Source organism: Streptomyces sp. NPDC058685 (assembly GCF_042714725.1).
In the GTDB taxonomy this organism is placed as follows: domain Bacteria; phylum Actinomycetota; class Actinomycetes; order Streptomycetales; family Streptomycetaceae; genus Streptomyces.
This window is the reverse complement of the sequence record NZ_JBHXSL010000011.1, coordinates 1-26,003: the sequence shown is the minus strand read 5'-3', so window position 1 is coordinate 26,003 and position 26,003 is coordinate 1. Positions and strand designations below refer to the sequence as shown.

General features: G+C 72.3%; 23 protein-coding genes. 11 read left to right on the top strand and 12 right to left on the bottom strand.

Annotated elements, in window-relative coordinates; genetic code table 11:
• A partial coding sequence (locus ACFWU3_RS12875) for a DUF5753 domain-containing protein (RefSeq protein WP_384435318.1) occupies positions 1-649 on the top strand: 649 nt, incomplete at its 5' end.
• Positions 646-846: a DUF397 domain-containing protein gene (locus ACFWU3_RS12870; RefSeq protein WP_313946769.1), complete on the top strand. Its 201-nt coding sequence runs from the start codon at positions 646-648 to the stop codon at positions 844-846. The genes ACFWU3_RS12875 and ACFWU3_RS12870, both read left to right, overlap by 4 nt.
• Positions 847-992: 146 nt before the next feature.
• On the opposite strand, the gene sucB is transcribed toward ACFWU3_RS12870, so the two are convergent.
• The 3 genes from sucB to ACFWU3_RS12855 all read right to left on the bottom strand — a co-directional run bounded on the left by sucB (position 993) and on the right by ACFWU3_RS12855 (position 6,140).
• Positions 993-2,822: a 2-oxoglutarate dehydrogenase, E2 component, dihydrolipoamide succinyltransferase gene (gene sucB, locus ACFWU3_RS12865; protein ID WP_384435314.1), complete on the bottom strand. Its 1,830-nt coding sequence runs from the start codon at positions 2,820-2,822 to the stop codon at positions 993-995.
• 128 nt (positions 2,823-2,950) lie between these two features.
• On the bottom strand, positions 2,951-4,339 hold the full coding sequence (gene lpdA / locus ACFWU3_RS12860; protein WP_384435311.1) for a dihydrolipoyl dehydrogenase: 1,389 nt from the start codon (positions 4,337-4,339) through the stop codon (positions 2,951-2,953).
• 268 nt (positions 4,340-4,607) lie between these two features.
• A complete protein-coding gene (locus ACFWU3_RS12855) occupies positions 4,608-6,140 on the bottom strand; it encodes a leucyl aminopeptidase (RefSeq protein WP_384435308.1) in 1,533 nt (510 codons plus the stop codon).
• Positions 6,141-6,423: 283 nt separating this feature from the next.
• On the opposite strand from ACFWU3_RS12855, the gene ACFWU3_RS12850 reads away from it, so the two are divergent.
• The 5 genes from ACFWU3_RS12850 (at position 6,424) to ACFWU3_RS12830 (ending at position 13,122) form a co-directional block, all read left to right on the top strand.
• The gene (locus tag ACFWU3_RS12850; RefSeq protein ID WP_384435305.1) at positions 6,424-8,475 is read left to right on the top strand and encodes a hypothetical protein; all 2,052 of its coding nucleotides are present in this window, start codon (positions 6,424-6,426) and stop codon (positions 8,473-8,475) included.
• Positions 8,476-8,578: 103 nt separating this feature from the next.
• On the top strand, positions 8,579-10,051 hold the full coding sequence (pelF, locus tag ACFWU3_RS12845) for a GT4 family glycosyltransferase PelF (protein ID WP_384435302.1): 1,473 nt from the start codon (positions 8,579-8,581) through the stop codon (positions 10,049-10,051).
• Positions 10,048-11,688 (top strand): hypothetical protein, encoded by a 1,641-nt coding sequence (locus ACFWU3_RS12840; protein ID WP_384435299.1) that lies wholly within the window; start codon positions 10,048-10,050, stop codon positions 11,686-11,688. The genes pelF and ACFWU3_RS12840 overlap by 4 nt, the downstream gene beginning before the upstream one ends.
• Before the next feature lie 13 nt (positions 11,689-11,701).
• Positions 11,702-12,334: a spherulation-specific family 4 protein gene (locus tag ACFWU3_RS12835; RefSeq protein WP_384435296.1), complete on the top strand. Its 633-nt coding sequence runs from the start codon at positions 11,702-11,704 to the stop codon at positions 12,332-12,334.
• The gene (locus ACFWU3_RS12830; RefSeq protein WP_384435293.1) at positions 12,331-13,122 is read left to right on the top strand and encodes an endo alpha-1,4 polygalactosaminidase; all 792 of its coding nucleotides are present in this window, start codon (positions 12,331-12,333) and stop codon (positions 13,120-13,122) included. The genes ACFWU3_RS12835 and ACFWU3_RS12830 overlap by 4 nt, the downstream gene beginning before the upstream one ends.
• Before the next feature lie 58 nt (positions 13,123-13,180).
• Here ACFWU3_RS12830 and ACFWU3_RS12825 read toward each other — a convergent pair whose 3' ends face one another.
• Positions 13,181-13,996, bottom strand: coding sequence for an adenosylcobinamide-GDP ribazoletransferase (locus tag ACFWU3_RS12825; RefSeq protein WP_384435290.1), 816 nt, complete (start codon positions 13,994-13,996; stop codon positions 13,181-13,183).
• 25 nt (positions 13,997-14,021) lie between these two features.
• Here ACFWU3_RS12825 and ACFWU3_RS12820 point away from each other — a divergent pair, with 25 nt between their 5' ends.
• Positions 14,022-14,777, top strand: coding sequence for a hypothetical protein (locus ACFWU3_RS12820; protein WP_384435287.1), 756 nt, complete (start codon positions 14,022-14,024; stop codon positions 14,775-14,777).
• Here ACFWU3_RS12820 and ACFWU3_RS12815 read toward each other — a convergent pair.
• The 4 genes from ACFWU3_RS12815 to ACFWU3_RS12800 form a co-directional block, all read right to left on the bottom strand.
• On the bottom strand, positions 14,684-15,436 hold the full coding sequence (locus ACFWU3_RS12815; protein ID WP_384435284.1) for a hypothetical protein: 753 nt from the start codon (positions 15,434-15,436) through the stop codon (positions 14,684-14,686). The two genes, ACFWU3_RS12820 and ACFWU3_RS12815, sit on opposite strands and share 94 nt — an antisense overlap.
• The gene (locus tag ACFWU3_RS12810; protein ID WP_384435281.1) at positions 15,433-17,211 is read right to left on the bottom strand and encodes a phosphatidylglycerol lysyltransferase domain-containing protein; all 1,779 of its coding nucleotides are present in this window, start codon (positions 17,209-17,211) and stop codon (positions 15,433-15,435) included. The genes ACFWU3_RS12815 and ACFWU3_RS12810 overlap by 4 nt, the downstream gene beginning before the upstream one ends.
• A gap of 78 nt (positions 17,212-17,289) precedes the next feature.
• A complete protein-coding gene (cobT, locus tag ACFWU3_RS12805) occupies positions 17,290-18,360 on the bottom strand; it encodes a nicotinate-nucleotide--dimethylbenzimidazole phosphoribosyltransferase (RefSeq protein ID WP_384435278.1) in 1,071 nt (356 codons plus the stop codon).
• Positions 18,361-18,450: 90 nt separating this feature from the next.
• On the bottom strand, positions 18,451-19,650 hold the full coding sequence (locus ACFWU3_RS12800) for a bifunctional adenosylcobinamide kinase/adenosylcobinamide-phosphate guanylyltransferase (RefSeq protein ID WP_384435275.1): 1,200 nt from the start codon (positions 19,648-19,650) through the stop codon (positions 18,451-18,453).
• A gap of 91 nt (positions 19,651-19,741) precedes the next feature.
• Between ACFWU3_RS12800 and ACFWU3_RS12795 the strand changes: the two genes are divergently transcribed.
• Complete coding sequence (locus tag ACFWU3_RS12795; protein WP_313946784.1) at positions 19,742-19,948, top strand: hypothetical protein; 207 nt, start codon at positions 19,742-19,744, stop codon at positions 19,946-19,948.
• 97 nt (positions 19,949-20,045) lie between these two features.
• Here the strand turns inward: ACFWU3_RS12795 and ACFWU3_RS12790 are convergent, their stop codons facing one another.
• The 4 genes from ACFWU3_RS12790 to ACFWU3_RS12775 form a co-directional block, all read right to left on the bottom strand.
• Positions 20,046-21,116 carry a S1C family serine protease gene (locus tag ACFWU3_RS12790; RefSeq protein WP_384435272.1) on the bottom strand — a complete coding sequence of 357 codons (1,071 nt, stop codon included), beginning with the start codon at positions 21,114-21,116 and terminating at the stop codon, positions 20,046-20,048.
• A gap of 51 nt (positions 21,117-21,167) precedes the next feature.
• Positions 21,168-22,976, bottom strand: coding sequence for an ABC transporter ATP-binding protein (locus ACFWU3_RS12785; RefSeq protein WP_384435269.1), 1,809 nt, complete (start codon positions 22,974-22,976; stop codon positions 21,168-21,170).
• A gap of 213 nt (positions 22,977-23,189) precedes the next feature.
• Entirely contained in the window at positions 23,190-23,924 is a 735-nt protein-coding gene (locus tag ACFWU3_RS12780; protein ID WP_384435730.1) for a methyltransferase domain-containing protein, read from the bottom strand.
• Positions 23,925-23,977: 53 nt separating this feature from the next.
• Positions 23,978-24,574: a DUF3043 domain-containing protein gene (locus ACFWU3_RS12775; RefSeq protein ID WP_313946788.1), complete on the bottom strand. Its 597-nt coding sequence runs from the start codon at positions 24,572-24,574 to the stop codon at positions 23,978-23,980.
• 293 nt (positions 24,575-24,867) lie between these two features.
• On the opposite strand from ACFWU3_RS12775, the gene ACFWU3_RS12770 reads away from it, so the two are divergent.
• Both ACFWU3_RS12770 and ACFWU3_RS12765 read left to right on the top strand, forming a co-directional pair.
• A complete protein-coding gene (locus tag ACFWU3_RS12770) occupies positions 24,868-25,659 on the top strand; it encodes a PspA/IM30 family protein (RefSeq protein WP_313946789.1) in 792 nt (263 codons plus the stop codon).
• A 9-nt stretch (positions 25,660-25,668) separates the two neighbouring features.
• The gene (locus ACFWU3_RS12765; protein ID WP_384435265.1) at positions 25,669-25,947 is read left to right on the top strand and encodes a hypothetical protein; all 279 of its coding nucleotides are present in this window, start codon (positions 25,669-25,671) and stop codon (positions 25,945-25,947) included.
• The last annotated feature ends 56 nt before the right edge of the window (positions 25,948-26,003 follow it).

Here is a 26,003-nt window from a genome sequence, read left to right as displayed (position 1 = left end):
GCTGCTGGACGGGGTGCTGGGGTCGGGGGAGCACCTTCAGCGGCTGTGCCGGCTGGCGCAGGAGTCGAAGCATCCCGAGTACTTCGCCGACGCCGTTGAGCTGGAGAAGGAGGCCCTGACGATCAGTGAGTACGCCCCGCTGCTGATCCCGGGTCTGCTCCAGACCGAGGCGTACGCCCGTGGCATCACCCGTGCCACGCAGCCCTTCGCCGCCGACGAGGTGGTGGAGCGGCACGTCGCCGTACGGCTGGAACGTGCGCGCCGCCTGGACGATCCGTCGGGTCCGGAGCTCTGGGCCATCGTCCACGAGGCCGCCCTGCGCGTGGTGGTGGACGAGCCGTCCGTGATGCGTGAACAGCTGGAGCAGCTCGCCGAACAGGCCCGTGACCATCACCGGGTGATGGTGCAGGTGCTGCCCTTCGCGGCCGGCCCGCCTCCGCTGACGCACGGCACGGCCATCGTCATGACCTTCGCCGACGCTCCGGCGGTCGTCTACACCGAGAGCGCGCACAGCGGCCAACTCATCGACGAACCGGCGCTGGTGACCAAGTTCCAGAAGTCATACGATCTCGTCCGGGCCGCCGCACTGTCGCCGAAGGCGTCCCTCTCCCTGATCGCTTCGGCGGCGAAGGACTACACGACACCATGAGCCCCGATCTGAGCACAGCCATATGGCGGACGTCGTCCTACAGCAACGGGGAGGGCGGGGCATGTGTCGAGGTCGCCGACGGCTTCACCCACGTCACCCCCGTCCGCGACAGCAAGAACCCCGACGGCCCCGCCCTCGTCTTCGCGCACGCCCGCTGGGCGTCCTTCGTGAGCGCCGTCAAGCGCGGCGCCCTCTGACCGCGCCCCCGGACAACGCGACGGCGCCCCCGGACTACGCGGCGCCCCAGGACAACGCGACGGCGCCCCGCCCGGATCTCTCCGGGCGGGGCGCCGTTCGTCACTGCTGACCTGCGCCGACCTGTGGCGGCCTGCGCGGGCTCGCGTCAGAGACCGAGCTCGACCTCGAACTCGCCGGCCTCCAGGATCGCCTTGACCGTCGTCAGGTAGCGGGCGGCGTCCGCGCCGTCCACCAGACGGTGGTCGTAGGAGAGCGCGACGTAGGTCATGTCGCGGATCGCGATCGTCTCGCCGAGGTCCGGGTGGTTGATGACCACCGGGCGCTTGACGGTGGCGCCGATGCCCAGGATGGCGACCTGGTTCGGCGGCACGATGATCGTGTCGAACAGCGCACCGCGCGAGCCGGTGTTGCTGATGGTGAACGTCGCACCGGCCAGGTCGTCCGGGGTGATCTTGCTGGCGCGCACGGCGCCCGCGAGCTCCGCGGTCCGCTTGGCGATACCGGCGAGGTTCAGGTCACCCGCACTCTTGATGACCGGGGTCATCAGGCCCTTCTCGGAGTCCACGGCGATGCCGATGTTCTCCGAGTCGAAGTACGTGATGGTGCCTTCGTCCTCGTTGATCCGGGCGTTGACGACCGGGTGGGCCTTCAGCGCCTGGGCCGCGGCCTTGACGAAGAACGGCATCGGGGACAGCTTGACGCCCTCGCGGGCGGCGAAGGAGTCCTTGGCCAGGGCGCGCAGCTTCATCAGCTTGGTGATGTCGACCTCGACGACCGAGGTCAGCTGGGCCTGGCCGTGCAGCGCCTTCATCATGTTGTCGCCGATGACCTTGCGCATGCGGGTCATCTTGACCGTCTGACCGCGCAGCGGGGACGTCTCCAGCTTCGGCGCCCGGGAGGCGGCCGGAGCGGCGGCGGCCGGCGCCGGGGCGGCGGCCTTGGCGGCCTCCGCGGCGGCGATGACGTCCTGCTTGCGGATACGGCCACCGACGCCGGTGCCCTTGACCGAGGACAGGTCCACGCCGTTCTCGGCGGCGAGCTTACGGACCAGCGGGGTCACGTAGGCGTCGCTCGCGGCACCGGCGGCACCGGCGGCGGGGGCGGCCGGAGCAGCCGGAGCCGGGGTGACGGGAGCCGGAGCGGCCTGGGCGGGCGCGGCCTGGGCCGGAGCCGGCTGAGCGGGCGCGGCCGGAGCCGGGGCGGGCTGCGCCGGAGCGGCGGGGGCCGCCGGTGCGGGCGCGGCCTCCTGCTTCGGGGCTTCCTGCTTGGGGGCTTCCTGCTTCGGAGCCTCCTGGGCCGGTGCGGGCTGCGCCGGGGCGGCGGCCTGCGGGGCGGCACCGGGAGCACCGATGACGGCGAGCTTGGCGCCGACCTCGGCGGTCTCGTCCTCGGCGACGGTGATCTCCAGCAGCACGCCGGAGGCCGGGGCGGGGATCTCGGTGTCGACCTTGTCCGTGGAGACCTCGAGCAGCGGCTCGTCGGCCTCGACGGACTCGCCGACCTCCTTGAGCCAGCGGGTGACGGTGCCCTCGGTGACGCTCTCGCCGAGCGCCGGGAGGACCACGTCGGTGCCCTCGGCCGAGCCACCGCCGGACGCGGCCTCGGCGGTCGGAGCCGGGGCGGGGGCGGAGGTCTCGGTGGACGGGGCGGCCTGCGCGGGCTGCTCCGGCTCGGGAGCCGGGGCCTCGGCCTGCTTCTCCTCGGCCGCGGGGGCCTCGGCGGCGGCGGGGGCGCCGGAGCCGTCGTCGATGACGGCGAGCTCGGCGCCGACCTCGACGGTCTCGTCCTCGGCGACCTTGATGGAGGCCAGGACGCCGGACGCGGGGGCGGGGATCTCGGTGTCGACCTTGTCGGTCGACACCTCGAGCAGCGGCTCGTCGGCCTCGACGCGCTCGCCCTCGGCCTTCAGCCAGCGGGTGACGGTGCCCTCGGTGACGCTCTCACCGAGCGCCGGAAGGGTTACGGAAACCGACATGGTTTCAGTTGCTCCTAACGATGGGGTATCCCCGGCTCGCGCGGAGCGCCGAGCGAGGGGACGTGCGGAAGTGGTCGTCGCGCCCGGTGTCCGCGGACTGCGCGGACGGCTCAGGCAGCACGGACAGCTCAGTCATGCGAGTGCAGCGGCTTGCCCGCGAGCGCCAGGTGAGCCTCGCCCATCGCCTCGTTCTGCGTGGGGTGGGCGTGGATGAGCTGCGCGACCTCCGCCGGCAGAGCCTCCCAGTTGTAGATCAGCTGCGCCTCGCCGACCTGCTCGCCCATACGGTCACCGACCATGTGGACGCCGACCACGGCACCGTCCTTGACCTGGACGAGCTTGATCTCGCCCGCGGTCTTGAGGATCTTGCTCTTGCCGTTGCCCGCGAGGTTGTACTTCAGAGCGACAACCTTGTCCGCACCGTAGATCTCCTTGGCCTTGGCCTCGGTGATGCCGACGGACGCGACCTCGGGGTGGCAGTACGTCACCCGGGGCACACCGTCGTAGTCGACCGGAACGGTCTTCAGACCGGCCAGACGCTCCGCTACAAGGATGCCCTCGGCGAAGCCGACGTGCGCGAGCTGGAGGGTCGGGACCAGGTCACCGACCGCGGAGATCGTCGGGACGTTCGTCTGCATGTACTCGTCGACGAGGACGAAGCCGCGGTCCATCGCGACGCCCTGCTCCTCGTACCCGAGACCGGCGGAGACCGGGCCGCGGCCGACCGCGACCAGCAGCACCTCGGCGTCGAACGTCTTGCCGTCCGCGAGCGTCACGCGGACGCCGTCCTGGGTGTACTCGGCCTTCTCGAAGAAGGTGCCCAGGTTGAACTTGATGCCGCGCTTGCGGAACGCGCGCTCAAGAAGCTTGGAGCTGTTCTCGTCCTCGACCGGAACGAGGTGCTTGAGGCCCTCGATGACGGTGACGTCGGAGCCGAAGGACTTCCACGCGGAGGCGAACTCCACGCCGATCACGCCGCCGCCGAGCACGATCGCGGACTGCGGGACCCGGTCCAGGACCAGCGCGTGGTCGGAGGAGATGATGCGGTTGCCGTCGATCTCCAGACCCGGCAGCGACTTCGGCACGGAGCCGGTGGCGAGGAGGACGTGGCGGCCCTGGACACGCTGGCCGTTGACGTCGACGGAGGTCGGGGAGGACAGCTTGCCCTCACCCTCGATGTAGGTGACCTTGCGGGAGGCGATGAGACCCTGCAGACCCTTGTAGAGTCCGCTGACCACGTCGTCCTTGTACTTGTGCACAGCCGGGACGTCGATGCCCTCGAAAGTGGCCTTGACGCCGAACTGCTCGCTCTCGCGAGCCTGGTCGGCGATCTCACCGGCGTGCAGCAGAGCCTTGGTGGGGATGCAGCCACGGTGCAGGCAGGTGCCGCCGAGCTTGTCCTTCTCGATCAGGGCGACGTCCAGGCCCAGCTGAGCCCCACGCAGGGCCGCGGCGTAACCGCCACTGCCACCGCCGAGGATCACTAGGTCGAAAACGGTGCTGGCGTCGTTCGCCACGTCACGTCCTCCATGCATGTGTGCCGGTCGCCGGGTCTCCCCTTCCCGGGGACGACCGGCCGGTCGGCTGGTGTGCGGCCGCTTGATTCTTCGGCCCTGTGGTGGGGGCCCTGTCCTGCCGAGAACCCATCTTCGCACTTGTTGCCGCAAGGCGGGACCCGGGGCCGTGTTACGGGGGGCACACCGGCGGGCCCCCCGCCGGGCACACAGCCGCGGACGCCGGTGGAGCTCCGTCGAGCCCCGCCGGCGTCCGTCGTGTCAGTTCACGTCAGCCGAGGTCACCGGCGGCGACGCGCTCCGCCAGCTTCACCAGCGTGCGCACCGAGGAGCCCGTGCCGCCCTTCGGGGTGTAGCCGAACGGCGCGCCCTCGTGGAAGGCGGGGCCCGCGATGTCGAGGTGGGCCCAGGTGATGCCCTCGCCGACGAACTCCTTCAGGAACAGACCGGCGACCAGGCCGCCGCCCATCCGCTCGCCCATGTTGGCGATGTCGGCGGTCGGGGAGTCCATGCCCTTGCGGAGCTCGGCCGGCATCGGCATCGGCCAGGACTGCTCGCCGACCTCCTCCGCGATCTCGTGGATCGAGGTACGGAAGGCGTCGTCGTTCGACATGATCCCGAAGGTGCGGTTGCCGAGGGCGAGCACCATCGCGCCGGTCAGCGTCGCGACGTCCACGATGGCGTCCGGCTTCTCCTCGGAGGCCTTCCACAGCGCGTCGGCGAGCACCAGACGGCCCTCGGCGTCGGTGTTGAGCACCTCGACCGTCTTGCCGCTGTACATGCGCAGCACGTCACCGGGACGGGTGGCCGAGCCCGACGGCATGTTCTCCGCGAGGGCGAGGTAGGCCGTGACGTTGACGGCGAGGTTCAGACGGGCGGCCGTGACGACGGCGGCGAACACCGCGGCGGCACCGCTCATGTCGCACTTCATCGTCTCGTTGTGGCCGGCCGGCTTGAGCGAGATGCCGCCCGAGTCGTAGGTGATGCCCTTGCCGACCAGCGCGAGCGTCTTGGCCGCCTTGGAGTGGGTGTAGGAGAGCTTCACCAGGCGGGGCGGGTTCTGCGAACCCTGGCCGACGCCGAGGATGCCGCCGAAGCCGCCCTTGACGAGCGCCTTCTCGTCGAGGACCTGGACCTTGACGCCGTTCTCCTTGCCGGCCGCCGTGGCGACGGCGGCGAAGGCCTCGGGGGTGAGGTCGTTCGGCGGGGTGTTGACCAGGTCGCGGGCGCGGTTGATCTCCTCGGTGAGCGCGATGGCCCGCTCGGCCGCGGCCTTGAACGCCTTGTCGCGCGGCTTGGCGCCGAGCAGGGCGATCTCGGCGAGCGGCTGCTTCGCGCCGCTCTTCCCGTCCTTGGAGTCGCTGTTGCCGCCCTGGTAGGCGGTGAAGGCGTACGCGCCGAGCAGGGCGCCCTCGGCGACGGCCTCGGCGTCCTCCGACGCCTCGACGGGCAGGGCGAAGGCGGCCTTCTTCGAGCCGGACAGGGCGCGGGAGGCGGTGCCCGCCGCGCGGCGCAGCGACTCGGCGGAGAACGACCCGTCCTTCTCCGGGACGGAGCCGAGCCCGACCGCGAGGACGACCGGCGTCTTGAGGCCGGACGGCGCGGGGAGCTTGGTCACCTCGCCCTCGGCACCGGTGGCGCCGAGGGTCTCCAGGACGGCGGCGAGCTTTCCGTCGAACGCCTTGTCCACGGCCTCGGCGCCCGGCGCGACGACCGGGCCCTTGGCGCCCTTCGCGACACCGACGACGAGCGCGTCGGCGCGCAGCGTCGCAGCGCCGGCAGTGCTGAGAGTGAGAGCAGTCACGGTGGTGATTTCTCGCTTCCGTTGAGTTCCAGAGCCGTAGCGGCCGTAGAGAGGGACGGGTCGACATCCCAGCCCGACAAGAGCCTACGCGCGGTCACATGTATCGCTCACGGCGGCAGTAGTTCACTCGTCCGTGGCGTCTGTTTCACGTTTGGGCCCAAGGCTTCGAGACCTCAGCCACACTCGCTGCATTCAGGCAAGGGAGCGCGGGGTTCCTTTGCATCATCTCCACGTGTTCTCCGCATATTCGGATGTGCGGACGACCGTGCGAGGGGGGAGAAACATGGCCACTACAGGACTGCGCGCAAGCAGAGCCGCCGCGGCGCTGCTCACGGCCGGCCTGCTGGTGACGGCACTTCCGGCGGCGGGGGCCGTCGCGGCACCCGTGCCGCGGATCGATCTGACGGTGCTCGTCGTGGACGACGGGGGCGGCGCCGTCGAGGCCATCGTCTCGGAGCTCAAGGAGACCGGCGTGCCGTACCGCACGCTGCGCCTGGACGACCCGAACCGGCCCACCGTCAATGCCGCGTTCCTCAGCGACACCGTCAGCGGCAGGCCGCGCGCCAAGTTCCAGGGCGTCGTCGTCCCCGACGAGGACCCGTTCGGGGCAACCACCACCGCCGGAGCCGCGGAGAACGCCGCGCTCTTCGCGTACGAGACGACCTTCGGCATCCGTCAGATCGACGCCTACACCTGGTCCCACCCGGGGGTGGGCCTGGAGTACACCGACAACGGCGGGTGGGTCGGCGTCCTGGACGGCGCGCAGACCTCCGTCACCGCGGCCGGACGCTCCACCGGACCCTTCGGCTACCTCGACGGACCGCTCACGTTCGAGGACAACTCCCCGCTCGTGCCGGAGAGTTACGGCGCGGCCGGCAAGCCGCGCGAGGGCTACACCAGCTACCTCGACACCGCGGTCGGCGACGGCGGCGCACGCGGCAGCCTGCTCGGCGAGTACGCCCACGACGGCCGGCGCGAACTGGTGGTGACCTTCGCGTACAACCGCTACCAGAAGCAGTACCGCGCGCTCGCCCGCGGCATGGTCGACTGGCTCACCCAGGGCGTCCACCTCGGACAGAGCCGCAGCTACTTCTCCGTCCACGTCGACGACGTCTTCGCGCCCGACGCGCGCTGGGACTCCGAGCGCAACTGCACCCCCGGCGACATCGACTGCACCGGCCAGGGTGAGCAGACCCCGGACATCCGGATGACCGCCGCCGACGCCCGGTACGCCGCGCAGTGGCAGCGCTCCAGCGGCTTCACCCTCGACATGGTCTACAACGCCGGCGCCGGCGAGGAGTGGAAGACGGAGAACGGCGGCACCGACGCGCTCACCGCCCAGCTCCTCGCCGACCGGGCCCAGTACCGCTGGATCAACCACACCTACACGCACCCCTTCCTCGGCTGCGTGCAGAACGTCTCGGTGGTGCCCTGGCAATGCTCCAAGGACGCCGCCGGCACGATCCGCTGGACGAGCCGCGCCGACATCTCCGCGCAGATCCGCGACAACAACACCTGGGCCACCCGCAAGGGCATCTCCTACGACCGCACCGAACTGGTCACGGGTGAGCACTCCGGGCTGAAGACCCTGCCGCAGCAGGCACAGGACAACCCCAACCTCGCCGGGGCGCTCGCCGACAACGGCGTCACCTGGATCGCGAGCGACAACTCCCGTGAGCCGTCGCAGCGTTCGGTCGGATCCGCGCTCACCGTGCCGCGCCACCCGATGAACGTGTACTACAACGTCGGCACGGCCGCCGAGATGGCCGACGAGTACAACTGGATCTACGCCTCGAAGGCCGACGGCGGCAGCGGGGTCTGCGAGACCAACCCGGCCTCCACCTGCCTGGCCGAGCCGCTGGACACGGCGAGGGGCTACGCGGACTACATCGTGCCGCAGGAGGCGCGCATCGCACTCGGCCATGTCGTCGCCGGCGACCCGCGGCCGCACTACGTCCACCAGTCGAACCTGGCCGAGGAGCGCCTGCTCTACCCGGTCGTCGACAGGATCCTCGCCGACTACCGCGCGCTGTACGCGGACAACGCCCCGCTGGTGAACCCGCGTCAGCGCGACGTCGGCGTCGAGCTCCAGCGCCGGGCCGCCTGGGGCAAGGCGGTCGCCGACGGCAAGGTGACCGCGTACCGCATCGGCGACACCGTCACCGTCAAGGCGCCGTCCGGAGTGACCGCGCCGATCACCGCGCCCGAGGGCACGCGCAAGCAACTCCTGCTGGGGACAGGAGTGTTCGGTGCCGCCTACGCGGGGACGCGCTCCGCCTGGACCGCGCCCGAGGCGCTCCAGTCGGCCGTCACGCTGAAACTGCCGACCGCCTGATCGCGAGCCATCACCCACGGGCGGCCGCCCGGACCGACCGGCGGCCGTCCGACGCACGAGCACGGCCACTTCCGAACGACCGCAGTACTGGGGGGACACACGCATGCCGAGCCGCGGCCGACATGTCACCATGCTCACCGAAGGAACCTATCCGCACGTTCACGGGGGTGTGTCCACCTGGTGCGACCAGCTCGTGCGCGGCATGCCCGAGGTCGACTTCCGGGTCGTCGCTCTCACCGGCACCGGCCGTGAGCCGGTCACCTGGGACCTGCCGCCCAATGTCTACCGGCATTCGGCCTTCCCGCTGTGGGGGCCGCTGCCCGGCGGACGGCGGCTCATCGGCCGCGACCGCCGCCGCTTCACCGACGTCCACGAGCGCTTTCTGCTCTCGGTGCTCGACCCCTCCGCGGGCTGCGATCTCGGCGAGAGCCTCGACGAGCTGACCGCGTACGCCCGGGCGGGCCGGCTCTCGGCCGCACTGCGTTCGGAGTCCGCCCTGCGCTCGCTGATGTGGATCTGGACCATGCCGCATCTGGAGACATCCGCGGCCCGGCCGACCGTGCACGACGCACTGACCGCCACCGACCTGCTGGAACACGCGCTGCGGCCGCTGTCGGTCCGGATACCCGGCGACTCGGTCGCCCATGCGGTCAGCGCGGGGCTGGCCACCCTTCCGGCGCTGGCCGCCCAGCGGTACGAGGGGGTGCCGTTCCTGCTCACCGAGCACGGCATCTATCTGCGCGAGCGCTACCTCGGCTACCGGGTCCAGGCCCAACGCGCCCCCGTGAAGGCCCTGATGCTCGGCTTCTACCGGGAGCTCAACACCCTCGGCTACCGGCGGGCGGACCTGATCACCCCGTGCAACCAGTACAACCGGCGGTGGGAGGAGCGGGGCGGAGCACCCGCGGACCGCATCCGCACCGTCTACAACGGCGTCGACCCGCACGCCTTTCCGCAGGGCGGCCCGGAGCCCGATGTGCCCACCATCTCCTGGGCCGGGCGGATCGACCCCATCAAGGACCTGGAGACGCTCATCCGGGCCTACGCCATGGTCCGCGCGGAACTCCCGGACGTGCGGCTGCGGTTGTTCGGCGGAGTGCCCGCGGGCGGTGAGGCGTACCGCACCCGGCTGGAGAAGCTCGCCGCCGAACTGGGCGTCGTGGACGGCATCTCCTGGGAGGGCCGGGTCACCGACGTGGCCCGTGCCTACGCGGCCGGCAGCGTCGTCCTGCTCTCCAGCATCAGCGAAGGGTTCCCCTTCTCGCTCATCGAGGCGATGTCGTGCGGGCGCGCCACGGTGTCGACGGACGTCGGCGGGGTGCGGGAGGCCGTCGGGGACACCGGGATCGTCGTACCGCCGCGCGAGCCCGCGGTGATGGCGAACGCGACGCTCGGGCTGCTGCGCGACGCGGAACGGCGCGCCGAGCTGGGACGGCAGGCACGGCAGCGGGTCGTCGACCGGTTCACGCTGCGCCGCTCGGTGGACGGCTTCCGCCGCATCTACCGCGAACTGGCGGGAGCGGACGAACAGCCGGGCACCCGCGACCTGGTCGGCGCCCAGCGGGCCCTCGGATGAGCGGGCCGTTGTGGCAGGGGCCCGGACAGCACACCGACACGCTTCCGGTGCTGCCCCGCAGGAACGATTCGCACGCGGCGGACCCGCTCGACGATCTGGCCGAACGGTTCGAGGAGGTCATCGCCGGGGCCGTGCACGCCGACGAGATCGCCGCCGTCCTCGAGTCCGACGGCATGACGGACGATCACATCCGCCTCACCTACGGCCGTCCGGACTCCTTCGCGATCGCCGAGGAACTGTACGACCGGGTGCCGCGCCGCTTCCCCGAACCTCCCCGGGAAGCGGCCGGCGTGTGGCATGCGGGCCTGCTCGGCTGTCTGCTGCGCGGACTGGTCTTCGCGCTGCCGGGCCTCGCCTACGTCCTGGGCGCACCGCTGCTGCGGGGCGCGAGCCTGGCGCCGCTGCTGGCCGGTGCGCTCACCGGATGGGTGTGGAACCAGGCGCTCTCGCACCGGGCCTACTCCTGGCTCGGTCTCGGGGACCGGGGCGCGGCCGCACGGGCCCTGATGCTCGGTGCCCCGGCCGGTGCGCTGCTGGGCGCGGCGGTGGCGACGGCGTCGCCGGGCCAGTGGCAGGCGGCCGCCTTCGCCGCCGCGCAGGCGCTGTATCTCTCGGCGGCGACGGTGCTGCTGGTCCTCGGCCGTGAACGGGCCCTGCTGTGCGCGCTGTTGCCGATGACGGGGGGCGCGGTGTGGGCGATGCGTTCCGACCTGCCGGTCGTGCTGCGTATCGCACTGCTGCTGTGCTCGCTGGCCGCGGCGATCTGGCTGGCGGCGGTCGTCCTGGCCCGCACACCGCGTACTCCGCGTGCACCGGCGTCGCGTGGGGGGGCCGGCCTGCCGCGGCCGCGCCGTCAGCGACCAGGGGCCCGCCGCGGCGGGCAGGGGCCGTGGTGGCGGCTGCCGCGGGCCCGCACCACCCCGCCTGCCTCGGGACCGGTGGCCGGGAACACCGGTCCCGGCGCCGACGTCCTCGTCCTGCCCGGCGCCGGTGCGGCCCTGCCCGCGCCCGTGCGACGGCCCGTGGAGCGGCCCGCGCGTCCCGCCGGACCGCGCCTCGGCGCGTCCGTGCCGTACGGACTCTTCGGCCTCGGTACCGGAGTGCTCGTCCTCTACACCGCGCTCGGGGACGTCCTCGCCGAGGGCCCCGGCGCCGTCGTCGCCGCACCCTCCGCCGTCGCGCTGACCCTCAGCATGGGGCCCGCCGAATGGCTACTGCACCGCTTCCGCGGCCGGGCCGTCGCGGGACTGCGTGCCAGCACCACGGCGCACGCCTTCCGGCGGCGTGCCGCGGCCGTCCTCGCCGAGTGCCTCGCCGCGTTCCTGGCCGTGCTGTTGGTCCTCGCGCTCGTCGTGACCCTGCTGTGGCCCGACGCGCCGGCGCTGTCCGGCGCCCGCCTCAGCACCCTGCTGCTCATCGGCACCGTGCTGTGGACGGGGCTGCTGATGCAGTCCTTCGGGGCCGTCGTCGCGGCGGCCGCCGTGTGCTGCGCGGCCGCGGCGGCCCAGACGGTCGCGCTCCTCACCGGCCTCGGCAGCCCGCAGGCCGTGGGCCTCGGTGTCGCCGGTGGCACGGCGGCGCTCCTGGCCGGGCTCGTCTGTGTTCTGCTGGGGCGGGCGACCGCCCACCGGGTATGAGGGACGAGGTGCTGTGAAGACGCTGTTGGTGCCGTACTACGAGCATCCCGCCGAACAGCCCGACGCCTGGGAGGCGTTGGTCGCGGCAGCACCACGGCTGCACGGCGTGGTGCTCAACCCGGCGTCGGGGCCCGGTGACGCGCCCGACGCGGCCTTCGCCGCCGCCGCGCTGCGGCTGCGGGAGGCCGGTGTGCGGGTCCTCGGCTACGCCGACACCGACTATGCCCGCCGCCCGCACGCCGAGGTCGTCCGGGACCTGCTGCGCCACCGCGACTGGTACGGCACCGACGGCGCGTTCCTCGACCAGGTGTCCGCGGACCCGGGGGCCCTGCCCCACTACCGGCGTCTGGCCGTCGCCGCCCGCGCGGCCGGCTCGGCCTCCCTCGTCCTCAACCACGGCGTGCACCCCGACCCGGGCTACGCCGCGCTCGCCGATCTCCTCGTCACCTTCGAGGGCCCGTGGGATTCCTACCGCACCCTCGACGTCCCGGCCTGGACGGAGGGCCATCCGCCCGAGCGCTTCTGCCATCTGGTGTACGGCGCACCGCCCGGCGCCCGCGCGAGCGCGGCGGTGCACTGCGTCGTCCCCGGCACGGGCGCCCACCCCTGGGGCACTCTTCCGTACGCGCTGGAGCCGGCCCGGTGAGACGTACCGCGCTGCTTGTGGTGATGCTGCTGCTCGTCCTGGCCGGCTGCACCGGCGCTCCGGAGACCCCGGACGGACGGCCCTCCGGAGGACACTGGCGGCCGGAGCCGGGCCTCGCCTGGCAGTGGCAGCTCAGCGGACGGCTCGACCCGGCCGTGGACGTGCCGGTGTACGACATCGACGGCTTCGACCACCCCGGCTCAGCGGTCGCCGATCTGCACCGACGCGGCCGCAAGGTCATCTGCTACCTCTCGACCGGCGCCTGGGAGGACTTCCGTCCCGACGCCGGCAGATTCCCGAAGTCCGTACTCGGCCGCGGCAACGGCTGGGAGGGCGAGCGCTGGCTCGACATCCGCCGTACGGACGTCCTCGGACCCCTGATGGCCGAACGCATCGACATGTGCAGGGAGAAGGGATTCGACGCGGTCGAGCCGGACAACATGGACGCGTACGCCAACGCCACCGGCTTCCCCCTCACCGCCGCCGACCAGCTGCGCTACAACCGTCTGATCGCAAGGCTCGCCCACGACCGCGGACTCGCCGTCGGGCTGAAGAACGACCTCGACCAGATCCCCGAGCTGGTGGGGGACTTCGACTTCGCGGTCAACGAGCAGTGCGCGGAGCACGACGAGTGCGACCTGTTGACCCCGTTCGTACGGGCGGGCAAGGCGGTCTTCCACGTCGAGTACGAACTGCCCACCCGTGACTTCTGCCCGGACGCCCGCCGGCTGAGGCTCAGCTCGATGCTGAAGAAGTACGAACTGGGTGTCTGGCGCCGCGCCTGCTGAGGCTGTGGTCGCCCCGGCCTCCGTCTGCTGAGGCCGTGGTGCCCGCCGCCCGGCGGCGTCAGCCGAGCACCAGCACGACCAGCGACACCGTCGCCGCCGTCTCCGCGAGCCCCCCGAACACATCACCCGTCACCCCGCCGAACCGGCGCACACAGTGACGCAGCAGCAGCTCGGCGCCCGCGAGCCCGGCCAGGACGCCGAGCGCGTGATGCAGCGATCCCGTCGCGCCGAACACCGCACCCGCCGCCGCGCACACCGCGGTGACCGCCGCCGCCAGGGCCAGGGCGCCGCGTACAGGCACCACTCCGGCGACCGCCGCGCCCAGGCCCTCGGGGCGGGCCGCCGGGATGCCGGTGCGCGCGGCGAGGGTGAGAGCGAGGCGGGCGGTGACGGCGGACACGGCCGCGCCGAGCGCGCCGTACGCCCATCCCTCGCCGTACAGCGCGGACACGGCGGCGACCTGCGCGAGCAGGACGAACAGCAGCGTGATGACCCCGAACGGCCCGATGTCGGACTGCTTCATGATGCGCAGCGCGTCGTCGGCCGGCTTGCCGCTGCCGAGGCCGTCCGCGGTGTCGGCCAGCCCGTCCAGATGCAGTCCGCGGGTGAGGACCGCGGGGACGGCGACGGTGGCGACCGCGGCGAGCAGCGGCCCCGAGCCGAGCAGGGACAGCAGCCCGCCGGCCGCGGCGGCGAGCAGGCCCACGGCGAGGCCCGCCCCCGGGGCCCAGAGCATCCCGGCGCGGGCGGCTTCGCGGTCCCAGCGCGTGACGCGTACCGGGAACACGGTCAGGGTGCCGAGGGCGAAGCGCGGGCCGGCCAGTTCGTTCACCGGCGAAGGGTAGCCCGGCCCGACAGGCGGTAAATTGCGCATATCTCACAAATCGGGAGCGGGTGGCATGGGTCACTGGTTTTACCGCAACATCGTCGAGCCGGGGAAGCTGCCCATGTTCCTCGCCCTGGCCTCCTTCATCCTGACCTTTCTGATCACCCGGGTGATCACGCGGATGATCCGGGCGGGGAAGGGGCCGTTCCGCAACGTCCGGCCGGGCGGCATGCACATCCACCATGTGGTGCCCGGCGTCATCCTCATGGTGATCGGCGGCTTCGGCGCCGTCGGCAGCGGCCGCTACGGTGCGGGCGCCTACATCTGGGCCGTCGTCTTCGGCATGGGCGCGGGGCTGGTGCTCGACGAGTTCGCGCTGATCCTCCATCTCGACGACGTCTACTGGAGCGAGCAGGGGCGCCAGAGCGTGGAGGTGGTCGTCCTCGTCGCGTCCCTGGCCGTGCTGATCCTCAGCGGCTTCTCACCGCTCGGCGTCAACGACATGAGCGCCGACGAACGCCAGGACCGCCTGTCGTTGATCACCACCCTGGTGATCAACTTCCTGCTGGTCCTCATCACGCTGTTCAAGGGCAAGGCGCGGATGGCCGTGCTCAGCGTCCTGGTGCCGTTCGTGGCCATCTTCGGCGCGATCCGCCTGGCGAGACCCGCCTCGCCGTGGGCCCGCCGCTTCTACCGGAAGCGGCCCAAGGCGCGGGCCAAGGCCACACTGCGCTCCTATCGCCACGACCGCCGCTGGGACCGGCCCCGCCGGAAGATGCAGGACCTCATCGGCGGCGCTCCCGACCGGCCCGCCATCACCGAACGCTGACGGGCCCGGCGCCGGCGCAGTTCCGAGAGCGCGTACAGCACCAGGACGGCGGCGATCGCGGCCAGATGCTCCTTGCCCGCGAGATTGTTCTTGACCAGCACCTCGGCGACCATCGCGAGCACCACCAGAGCCGCCGTGAACCAGGCCCGGAAGCGACAGCAGACGACGACCGCGAGACCGACGACGGCGGCCGAGGGGCCGGTGTCGACGACCTGGGCGTCGGAGGCGGGCACCCCGATGACGCCGCCGAGGTGGTCGGGACCGAGTGCGATGCCGATGCGCGCGTACGTCGTACCGGCCAGCGTGGAGACGTACGCGACGACCAGCGTCCGCCACCGGCCCAGACAGATCTCCGCGGCCCCGAAGACCAGCAGGATCTGGCCCAGCGCACCCCACGCCGGTAGGTCCAGCGCGGGCACGAACAGCGACAGGGGAGTGCGCAGCAGCGCCACCCACAAGGGGTCCTCCGCCCGGACGAAACCGATCGTGCGGACCGGGCCGTAGCCCCAGGACTGCTGCTGCACCAGCTGGAGGACCGCCGTGAGGCACACCGCCCCGAGGGTCAGCGGAACCGCACGCCACTTCCGGGTGACGAGCGCGGCCCGGACCGTCGCGTACAGCGGCCCCCACTCGCGGCGGGCGAACGCCCGGAGCGTCATCGACGCCCGGTTCCGAGATGGCTGCGGGGCATCCACCGGGGCAGCCCGGGGGCTTCCAGGAAGCCCTCCGCGCGGGCCGCCGCGATGCCGATGCGCAGGAGGTCGGCGCTCTTCTCGAAGAGCAGGAAGCGCGGTTCCCAGATGGGCCGGTACTTGGCGTTCGCCCGGTACAGCGACTCGATCTGCCACCAGCGGGAGAAGAAGCTCAGCAGTGAGCGCCACAGCCGCAGCACGGGGCCCGCGCCGAGCTTCGCGCCGCGCTCGAAGACGGACCGGAACATCGCGAAGTTCAGCGAGACCTGGGTGATCCCGATGTCACCCGCACGCCGGAGGAGTTCGATGACCATGAACTCCATCAGGCCGTTCTCGCAGTCCCGGTCGCGCCGCATCAGATCGAGGGAGAGCCCCTTCGCGCCCCACGGCACAAAACTGAGGACCGCGCGCAACTCGCCCTGACCGTCGGTGCATTCGAGCATCACACACCGGCCGTCGCCCGGGTCGCCGAGCCGTCCGAGCGCCATCGAGAAGCCTCGTTCGGTGGCGCCGTCGCGCCAGTCGTCGGCGCGGGCGAGCAGGGTGTCCATCTCCTCGGCGGGGATCTCCTCGTGGCGGCGGATCCGCACGGAGTACCCGGCGCGCCCGACCCGGTTGTACGCCTGGCGCACCGTCCGCATCGCGCGGCCGTCGAGGGTGAAGTCGGCGGTCTCGACGATGGCCTCGTCGCCGAGCTCCAGGGCGTCCAGGCCGTGCCGGGCGTAGACGGTCCCGGCCTCCTCGCTCGCGCCCATCACGGCCGGGATCCAGCCGTGTTCGCGTGCCTCGGCGAGCCAGGGGGCGATCGCGCCCGGCCAGGCCTCCGGGTCCCCGATCGGGTCGCCGGACGCGAGGGAGACCCCGCCGACGACGCGGTAGGCGACGGCGGCCTTTCCGGTGGGGGACCAGACCACGCTCTTCTCGCGGCGCAGGGAGAAGTAGCCCAGTGAGTCCCGGTCGCCCTGGCGCTCCAGCAGGGCGCGCAGTCGTTCCTCGTCCTCGCCGGTCAGCGGGTCGACCGCGCGGCGGGAGCGGAACGCCGCGTACAGCACGGCGAGCAGCAGCAGCGTGGACAGCACGTTGACGGTGACGTCGACCCAGCCGGGCGTGGCGATCTCCGGGAAACGGGCGTCGTCGGCGGCCAGGGAGACCAGCCGCATGGTGCCGTAGCGCCAGCGCTCCAGGAAGGTGGAGCCGCCGCCCGCGGTGTTGGTGACGGTGACGAGGACGGTGGCCAGCAGCGAGGTGACGAGGAGTCCGCCGGCGGCGACGGCCGCGGCGAGACGGGGGTTGGCGCGGTCGCCCTTCGCGTAGAACTCCGTGCGGCCGAGCAGCAGAGCAAGGACGAAGCCGGCGGTGAGGGCGAGCGAGACCCAGTTCTGCGCATGTTCCCGGATGCCCGTGTCGACGGCGACGGCCAGTGCGAGGAGCAGCAGGAAGGAGCCCGCCAGGGCGAGGTTGAGAATCCAGGCGGCCCGCTTGCGGCGCCGCATGGTGACCGCCAGGAACAGCGTGAAGGAGGCGGAAGCGAAGCCCGCGGTCAGCAGATAGGGCGTGAAGTAGTCGTCCACGTTGTGCCGGCGGACGTCCTGCCCGAGCGAGACCCAGACCGCGCCCAGCACATTGACGAAGGTCACCGCCCGCAGGTACCAGACCGCGAAGGCCGCGCTCCGCCGGGAGCGGTCGGTGCCCCGGTGCGTACTGCGGTTCGCCTCTTCGCTGGACAAACGGACCTCTCCCATGAAACGCGATGATATGGGGCATCGCGGGTCATGGTGGGCGAGGTGCAGCCGCCCGGTCGGGGCGGCCGCACCGACGCGTCAGTCCGTGTCGCTCCCCACCGGTTCCGTACGCTCCGGCAGTTCGGCCGCGAGCGCGGCAGCGGCCCGGACGAGGGGGAGTGCGAGCAGTGCCCCGCTTCCTTCCCCCACAGTGACGCCCTGGTCGAGCAGCGGGTTGAGAGCCATCCGGTCCAGCGCCTTGCTCTGTGCCGGTTCGCCGCTCACCTGACCGGCGAGCCACCAGTCCGGCGCGCGGAACGCCGCACGCTGGCCCACCAGCGCACAGGCCGCCGACACCACGCCGTCCAGGATCACCGGCATCCTGCGCACCGCGCTCTGCAGCAGGAAGCCGGTGGTCGCGGCCAGATCGGCACCGCCCACCGCCGCCAGCAGCTCCAACTGGTCGCCGAGCACCGGCCGGGCGCGCCGCAGCGCGTCACGGACCGCCGCACACTTGCGCATCCAGGCCAGATCGTCGATCCCCGCGCCGCCCCGGCCGGTGACCACGGAGGCGTCGGTGCCGCACAGCGCGGCGATCAGCGTCGCGGCGGGCGTGGTACCGCCGACGCTCAGATCGCCCAGCACCACCAGATCGGTGCCGGAGTCGGCCTCCTCGTCGGCGATCGCCATGCCCAGCCGGACGGCCTGCTCGGCCTCCTCAGCGGTCAGCGCGTCCTCGACGTCGATCCGCCCGCTGCCGCGCCGCACCCGGTGGCGTACGACGTCCTCGGGCAGCAGCTCCGGGTCACAGTCCAGGCCCGCGTCCACGATCCGCACCGGGACCCCGGCCCCGCGTGCCAGCACCGCGACCGGGCTCGCGCCGTCCAGCACGGCACGCACCAGCCGGTGCGCCGACCCGGACTCCCGCCCGGAGACGCCCAGTTCGGCGACACCGTGATCTCCCGCGAACAGGACCACGCGCGGCTGCGCGACGGCCTTGACCGGGACGGAGCCCTGAGCCGCGGAGAGCCACTCGCCCAGCTCGTCGAGCCGGCCCAGAGCACCGGGCGGGACGATCAGCCGCTCCCTGCGTTCCTCGGCCTCGCGCCGCATGCCGCTGTCGGGTCGCTCGATCAGGTCGGAGAAGTCATCGAGATTCAGCCTGCTCATTCGCCGAACAGTACAGACACCGGCCGCCGCGTCGGCGGCGGGCCGGGGCCTTCGCGGGGTCGGGTCCGGCGGGTCTCCCGCTCATGGGCGTCAGCTGCGGAGCACCAGGGCCTGGCCCGCGACGACGAGCAGCAGATGCTCGCACTCGGCGGCGAAGGCGGCGTTGAGACGGCCCAGTTCGTCGCGGAAACGGCGGCCGGCCGGGGTGGCGGGGACGACACCGGAGCCCACTTCGTTCGTCACCGCGACGAGGGTCCGGGGCGTTTCCCGTACGGCGGTGACGAGTTCGGCGACCCGTTCGCGCAGCGCACGCTCGCCGCCGTCCCGCCAGGTCTCGTCGTCCCACGCGCCGACCCGGTCCATCGCGTCGGTCAGCCACAGCGACAGACAGTCGATCAGCAGCGGCGGCCCCTCCTCCCTCAGCAGGGGCGCCAGATCGCAGGTCTCCGCCGTACGCCAGGCCCCCGGGCGGCGGTCCCGGTGCAGGGCCACCCTCGACGCCCACTCGGTGTCCCCCTCGCGGCTTCCGCCCGTCGCCACGTACACCACGTCCGGGAACGTCTCCAGCCTGCGCTCGGCCTCGACCGACTTCCCCGAGCGCGCACCTCCGGTCACCAGCGTGCGGCGGGGCAGGTCCGGCACCGCGTGGTACTCGCCCACGATCAGCGTCGTCCCGTCGGGCACGGTACGCGCGCCCGCGGCGGCGAGCCGGCGGTCCAGCTCGGGGCCGCCGGGCACGTCGTGATCGATGTGGACCGCGATGACGTCGGTCGTCGCACCGATCGCCCCGGAGGCGCGCAGCCGGGCGATCGCGTCGGGGCGACCGATGACATCCGCGACGACCATCTCGTACGCGGCGAGCCCTTCGGCGAGTCCGGCGGGACCGCCGGACGGCGGCAGATACAGCAGACGTTCGCCCTCCGGCGAGGTCACCTCGTACCCGGTGCCGGGGTGGTCCATCGGCACGGCGCGCACCCGGTGCCCGCTGATCAGCGTCAGCTCCCGGCCGTCGGGCACCCGCCCGGCCGTGGGCAGCCCGGCGGGCAGATCGACCGCCGGCCCGTCATGGGGGTGCGTGAGCAGCACCTGCCGTACGCCGACGAGCGAATGACCCGCCCGCGCGGCGGCGAGCGCGGCGCCCGGGGTCAGGTCGAGCAGCAGGGCCCCGTCCACGAGCAGCGCGGTGGCCGCCCGCGCGCGAGCCCCGCGCGCGGTGGCGCACACGGCGCACGGGCAGTCGGGCCGGGGGAGTCCGGCGGGCGCGCCGGTGCCGAGCAGAGTCAGTTCCACGCCTCTGATCCTCCCGTGTCACCGCGGGGCGTGCGCGCCCGGCTACGCTGCGGGCAGGATAGAGATCACTGATGGGCCCTGGGAGGCGGACATGGCGTGGACGTGGCGGTTCGAGAAGTCCGACGGAACGGAGGTCCAGCCGGCGGTGCAGCCGGAGGAGTTCACGACCCAGGGGGACGCGGAGTCGTGGATCGGTGAGTACTGGAAGGAACTCCGGGAGGGCGGCGCGGACCAGGTGGTGCTCTCGGAGGACACCACCAAGATCTACGGGCCGATGAGCCTCCACGCGAACGACTGACCGCCGGCGGCCCTCTGGCCGCCGTGGGCGCCTCCCGCACTCCGGGGGGCGCCCGTGCCGGGCCCGTCGGGCCCGAAAAGATCCGAACGCGAGACCCTCAGACCTCCCCCAGCGTGACCTGTGCCGTGCGGGAGTCACCGTCCCGCAGGTACCCCACCACCACCTTGTCGCCCGGGTTCATCGAGGCCAGCGCCTCCGCCAGGGACGTCACCGTCGTGATCTCGGTCGAACCCACCTTGGTGATGATGTCCCCGACGCGCATGCCCGCCTGCTCCGCCGCGCCCCCCTTCACGGCCTCCACCACCGCCGCCCCCGAGGGCTCGTAGTTGTCGTCGAGCACCGTCCGGGCCGTGATGCCCAGCGCCGCGCGGCCGGAGTCGGTCACCTTGCCGTTCGCGATGATCTGGTCGGCGACCGTCTTCACCATGGAGGCGGGGATCGCGAATCCGATGCCCGGGGCCGCACCCTCGCCCTGCTGCGGGTCCACGGCCGCCAGCGTCGGGATCCCGATCACCTCGCTGTCCAGGTTCACCAGCGCGCCCCCGCTGTTGCCCGGATTGATGGCCGCCGACGTCTGCACCATGTTGGCGAGCGTCGCGCCCGTGGTCCCGCCCGTACCGCTCTCGCTGACCGTGCGGCCGACCGCCGAGACGATGCCCTGGGTGACACTGCTCGACAGACCGAGCGGCGAGCCCATCGCCAGCACGATGTGCCCGACCTCCACCTCCGCCGAGTCGCCGAACGTGGCCGGCTTCAGGCCCTCCGGCACCGGATCCAGCTTGATCACGGCCAGGTCCTGCTGCGGATAGGACGAGACGAGCTTCGCCGTCAGCGTCTGCTCACCCGTCGCGACGGTGACGCGGAGCGACTTCGCGTCGCCCACCACATGGGCGTTGGTGACCACATGCCCCTTGGTGTCGTAGACGACGCCGGACCCCAGGCTGTCGCCCGCCTGGATCTGCACGACCGAGGGCAGCGAGTCCTTGATCACCGCCTGGTAGTCGCTCTGCAGGTCGTCCCCGTCGCGTTGTGCCATCGCGCGCGTGGTGGTCTCCGGCTGCGAGGAGGACACGGCCATGCAGCCGCCGGCCGCCGAAGCACACACGGCGGCGGTCAGCAGGAGCATCAGCCGGCGCGCGGGACCGGGGCGGCGAGGGGAGGCATCCATGTCCGGAGTATCCCTTTCGCCGGTACGGGACAGCTCGCTGTGCGCCGCCGATCAGGGGGCCCCGGGGGCCGACGCCAGGAACTGCGTCGCCGCCAGTTCGCCGTAGAGCGGATCGCCCGCCACGAGCTCCGCGTGCGTGCCCACCGCCCGCACCCTGCCCGCGTCCATCACCACGATCCGGTCCGCCAGCGTCACGGTGGACAGCCGGTGGGCCACCACCAGCACCGTGACCTCGCGGGACACCTCGGTGACCACGTCCCGCAGCGCCATCTCGTTGACCGCGTCCAGCTGCGAGGTCGCCTCGTCGAGCAGGAGCAGCCGCGGCCGGCGCAGCAGGGCACGCGCGATCGCCACCCGCTGCCGCTCGCCGCCCGACAGCTTGGAGCCGCGATGGCCGACGAGCGTCTCCAGCCCGTCCGGCAGCCGCCGTACGAGCGTGTCCAGCCGGGCCCGTACGAGCACGTCCTGAATCTGCTCCTCGGTCGCGTCCGGCGCGGCGAAGACCAGGTTCTCCCGCAGCGTCCCGGCCAGCACCGGGGCGTCCTGCTCGACATAGCCGATCGCGGCGCGCAGCTGTGTCAGCGGCCAGTCCCGCGCATCCCGGCCGTCGAGGAGGACACGGCCGCCGGTCGGCTCGTAGAAGCGCTCGATCAGGCCGAAGACGGTCGTCTTCCCGGCGCCCGACGGGCCGACGAACGCTGTCATGCCCGCGCCCGGCACGGCGAAGGAGACACCGTGATGGACAGGGGGGAGCTCGTCGCGGTACCGGAAGGTCACGTCCTCGAAGACCACGGTCGCCGGGCCCGTGGGAGCCGGGACCGAGGCCGCCGGCGCCCTCCCCAGCTCCTCCGTCTCCAGACGCTCCGCCTCCACGATCCGCGCGATGGCCGCCGATCCCACCTGGTACTGGGAGGCCGCCTCCACCAGCCGGGACACCGGGTCGATCAGATAGAAGAGGAACAGCAGGAACGCCACCAGCGTCGACACCGAGATCGCCCCCGAGGCGACCCGTGCCCCGCCGATGCCGAGCACCGCGAGAAACGACACCTGCACGGCGAGCCCCACCGACGACCACGCCACCGACTGCCACTTCGCGGACCGGATGCCGTGCCGCCACGCCTCCCGTGCCGCCTTCGACACGATCTCGGTCTCGCGCTCCTCGGCGCCGGAGGCCTTCAGTGTGCGAAAGGCCCCGAAGGCCCGCTCCAGCACGGTCGAGATCTCGCCGACCGCCTCCTGCGAACGCCGTGTCGCCTGCGCGATCTTCGGCATCACCAGGGCCACGCAGCCGCCGATCAGCACGATGACCCCGAGGGTGACCCCGAGCAGCACCGGGTCCATCACGCCCATCATCACGATGGTGGCGACGAAGGCGAGTCCGCCGGTCGCCGCCGAGACGATCGACTGGGTGGTCACTGCGCGCAGCAGGGTGGTGTCCGAGGTGACCCGGGACATCAGATCGCCTGGCTGGGTGCGCTCCACCTCCGGGAGCCGCAGTCGCAGCAGCCGCCCGATCAGGGTGCGGCGGGCGGCCAGCACCACGGACTCGGCGGTGCGTTCCAGGATGTACGCGCCGACCGCCTCGATCGCGGTGCCGACGACCACCAGGGCGGTGAGCAGCAGCAGGATCGCGGTGATCGACTCGTCCTCGCCGAGCCGGTCGACCAGTGTCTTGGCCGCGAGCGGCTGGGCCAGCCCGCTGACCGTGCCGACGAGCGCGAACGACGCCCCGAGCGCGACGGTCCAGCGGTGCGGGCGGAAGTGGGTGTACAGCGCCCGCCAGGTCTGGCGGGCGGGAAGCTTCACGGGGGGCGTGTCGTCGGACGTTCCGGTCGAACTCCGGGCGGGCTTACCGGTCATGGGTCCGGTGGTCTCTGCGGTGGTCACAGGAGGGGGGACGCGAAAACGGCCCCCGGACCTGACCTGCGAGCCGCTCCTGACACCGGCTGACGCGCGGCGCGGTGCCCGGGGTCGCTCGGCAGCGTCCGACTGCGGTCCAGGACGCGCGGCGCCTCGCGGTCCGCCGGGCGCACGGTGCCGTCGCCCGACCCCACCGCGCCGGCTCTCAGCCGCTCAGCCGCGTACGCCGCACAGGTGCAGCAGCGCCGCGACCCGCTTGTACGGTTCGGTGCGCCCGGCCCGGTCCTCCGCGGCCAGCAGCCGCTCCAGGTCCTCGGGGGCCGGCAGGTCCGCGTCGTTGTCCGCCCCGTCGGTGAAGACCCGCACGCCGTACCAGGCGTGCAGCGGCGCCGCGATCCCGGCCAGCGTCGCGGTCAGCGCGTCGAGCCGGTCGGCCCGTCCGGGCAGACCCAGCCGGTTGGTGTAGGTGTCCGAGCCGAAGGCGGCCAGCGCGGCGGGAAAGTCCCCGGCCAGCCCCGGGCGCATGGCCAGGGCGTCGGCGTTGCGCACCAGCAGGGAGAGCAGTCCGCCGGGTGCCAGTACCCGGGCGAGCCCCGCGAGCATCGCGTCGGGCTCCTGCACGTACATCAGCACCCCGTGGCAGAGCACCACGTCGAACGCGCCGGGCAGGAAGTGCGCCCCCGTCTCGCGGCCGTCGCCCTCGATCAGGCGGAACCGCTCACGGATGCCCTCGGGCTCGGTCGCGAGCGTCTGCCGCGCGATGGCGACCATCTCGGCGTCGGACTCCAGACCGGTCACCGAGTGCCCGGCCCGCGCGAGGCGCAGGGCCTGGGTGCCCTGGCCCATCCCGACGTCGAGGATCCGCAGCCGCTGTCCCACCGGGAAGCGGCCGGCTATCTGCTCGTCCAGCTGCCGCGCGACCAGTTCCTGCCGCACGATGTTCCGCAGACCGCTGAGGCCGTTCAGCCAGGCGGTCGCCCCTCCCTCGAAACCGACCGTGCTCAGGGCCGCTCTCCGCGCTTGACCTGAGGCTTGGGCAGACGCAGCCGGCGCATCTGGAGCGTGCGCATCAGGCCGTACGCGACGGCACCGCGCTTGGGCTCGTCCGGGAAGCGCTCGGCGAGCTGCTTGCGGAGCCGGAAGACCAGGCCGATCGAGTCGATGATGATCATCACGATCACGCCGAGCCAGAGCAGCAGCGAGATGTTCTGGAGCTGGCCCACGCGGACCATGCTGAGCACCAGGATGACCACCGCGAGCGGCAGGAAGAACTCGGCGATGCAGAAGCGGGAGTCGACGAAGTCGCGGACGAAGCGGCGCACGGGCCCCTTGTCGCGGACGGGCAGATACCGCTCGTCACCACTCGCGAGGGCCTCGCGCTGCTTGGCCAGGTCGGCGCGGCGGGCTTCCCGCTGGCGCTTCATGGCCTCCTTGCGGTCGGCCGGCGCCGTGGAGGCACGGCGGCGCTGGGACTGGGCCTCACTGCGCTTGGGCGTGGGGCGGCCCTTCGGGGCCTCGGGGCTGCGGGGCTGCTTGGAGAGGTCCGCCGTCACCTTGTCGGTGGGGGCCTTCTCTTCCTTGGCACGGCTACGGAACACAAAGCCCAAGGGTACGGGGTGCGGAGCAGGGACCCAACGCCGGTGGGGAACGATCCCGCAACGCCGTGCGTCTGTAGGGGACAGAAGCCGGTGACAAGCCGGACAGAGCGGACGTTGCCCGAGGTTTCCCTGATGGCCACCTACTCCTTGCGCCGGATCGGACCGGGAAGCAGTCGTCCTTGGGGATGAGCGCATCCGCGCTTGAACAGTGCGGTAATGGATGCAGGGCCCGTACTGTGGGTTCTGTTGGAGTGCTGGAGCTTTAGTCCGTCAGAAGGGGGCGCGCGAAGCCCATGAGCGGTGTCATGAAGCGTATGGGGATGATCTTCCGCGCGAAGGCAAACAAGGCCCTCGACAGGGCCGAGGATCCGCGCGAGACCCTTGATTACTCCTACCAGAAGCAGCTGGAGCTGCTGCAGAAGGTGCGTCGCGGAGTCGCCGATGTGGCGACCTCCCGCAAGCGCCTGGAACTGCAGCTGAACCAGCTCCAGGGACAGTCCACCAAGCTGGAGGACCAGGGCCGCAAGGCGCTGGCGCTCGGCCGGGAGGACCTGGCGCGCGAGGCGCTCTCCCGCCGTGCCGCGCTCCAGCAGCAGGTCACGGACCTGGAGACGCAGCACCAGACGCTGCAGGGCGAGGAGGAGAAGCTCACCCTCGCGGCCCAGCGTCTGCAGGCCAAGGTCGACGCCTTCCGTACGAAGAAGGAGACCATCAAGGCCACCTACACGGCCGCCCAGGCACAGACCCGGATCGGTGAGGCCTTCTCCGGCATCTCCGAGGAGATGGGCGACGTCGGCCAGGCGATCCAGCGGGCCGAGGACAAGACCGCGCAGCTCCAGGCCCGCGCCGGTGCGATCGACGAGCTCCTCGCCTCCGGCGCGCTCGACGACCCGACCGGCATGGCGAAGGACGACATCGCGGCCGAGCTGGACCGCATCTCCGGTGGTACGGATGTGGAGCTGGAACTTCAGCGCATGAAGGCCGAGCTGGCCGGCGGCTCCTCCTCGCAGCAGGCGATCGAGGGCGGCGACGGCCGGCAGGACGCGGCTCCGCAGCAGAACACCCCGAAGTTCGACAAGCAGTAGGGACTCGTCATGATCGTACGGATCATGGGGGAGGGCCAGGTGAACGTGGCGGACAGCCACCTCGCCGAGCTCAACAGGCTGGACGACGAACTGCTCGCCGAGATGCAGAGCGGGGACGGCCCCGGCTTCCGGCGCACGCTCCACGCGCTCCTGGAGAGAATCCGCGAGCTCGGCGAGCCTCTGCCGGACGACTCCCTGGAGCCGTCCGAGCTGATTCTCCCGGCGCCCGACGCGACGCTCGAGGACGTCCGGAAGCTGCTCCGCGACGACGGCCTGATCCCCGGCTGACGCCGATCCGGCCTCCGGCCGGTCTCGCGCACTCCGCCAGCGGCGCTGCCCCGCCC

What these genes read in the sequence shown, in the direction of transcription:
- ACFWU3_RS12815 (WP_384435284.1), bottom strand. Translation starts at nt 15,436, where the DNA reads ATGACGCTCCGGGCGTTCGCCCGCCGCGAGTGGGGGCCGCTGTACGCG.
- ACFWU3_RS12840 (WP_384435299.1), top strand. Translation starts at nt 10,048, where the DNA reads ATGAGCGGGCCGTTGTGGCAGGGGCCCGGACAGCACACCGACACGCTT.
- cobT (WP_384435278.1), bottom strand. Translation starts at nt 18,360, where the DNA reads ATGAGCAGGCTGAATCTCGATGACTTCTCCGACCTGATCGAGCGACCC.
- pelF (WP_384435302.1), top strand. Translation starts at nt 8,579, where the DNA reads ATGCCGAGCCGCGGCCGACATGTCACCATGCTCACCGAAGGAACCTAT.
- sucB (WP_384435314.1), bottom strand. Translation starts at nt 2,822, where the DNA reads ATGTCGGTTTCCGTAACCCTTCCGGCGCTCGGTGAGAGCGTCACCGAG.
- ACFWU3_RS12870 (WP_313946769.1), top strand. Translation starts at nt 646, where the DNA reads ATGAGCCCCGATCTGAGCACAGCCATATGGCGGACGTCGTCCTACAGC.
- ACFWU3_RS12785 (WP_384435269.1), bottom strand. Translation starts at nt 22,976, where the DNA reads ATGACCGGTAAGCCCGCCCGGAGTTCGACCGGAACGTCCGACGACACG.
- ACFWU3_RS12770 (WP_313946789.1), top strand. Translation starts at nt 24,868, where the DNA reads ATGAGCGGTGTCATGAAGCGTATGGGGATGATCTTCCGCGCGAAGGCA.
- ACFWU3_RS12850 (WP_384435305.1), top strand. Translation starts at nt 6,424, where the DNA reads ATGGCCACTACAGGACTGCGCGCAAGCAGAGCCGCCGCGGCGCTGCTC.
- ACFWU3_RS12765 (WP_384435265.1), top strand. Translation starts at nt 25,669, where the DNA reads ATGATCGTACGGATCATGGGGGAGGGCCAGGTGAACGTGGCGGACAGC.
- ACFWU3_RS12795 (WP_313946784.1), top strand. Translation starts at nt 19,742, where the DNA reads ATGGCGTGGACGTGGCGGTTCGAGAAGTCCGACGGAACGGAGGTCCAG.
- ACFWU3_RS12790 (WP_384435272.1), bottom strand. Translation starts at nt 21,116, where the DNA reads ATGGATGCCTCCCCTCGCCGCCCCGGTCCCGCGCGCCGGCTGATGCTC.
- ACFWU3_RS12825 (WP_384435290.1), bottom strand. Translation starts at nt 13,996, where the DNA reads ATGCGCAATTTACCGCCTGTCGGGCCGGGCTACCCTTCGCCGGTGAAC.
- ACFWU3_RS12820 (WP_384435287.1), top strand. Translation starts at nt 14,022, where the DNA reads ATGGGTCACTGGTTTTACCGCAACATCGTCGAGCCGGGGAAGCTGCCC.
- ACFWU3_RS12810 (WP_384435281.1), bottom strand. Translation starts at nt 17,211, where the DNA reads ATGGGAGAGGTCCGTTTGTCCAGCGAAGAGGCGAACCGCAGTACGCAC.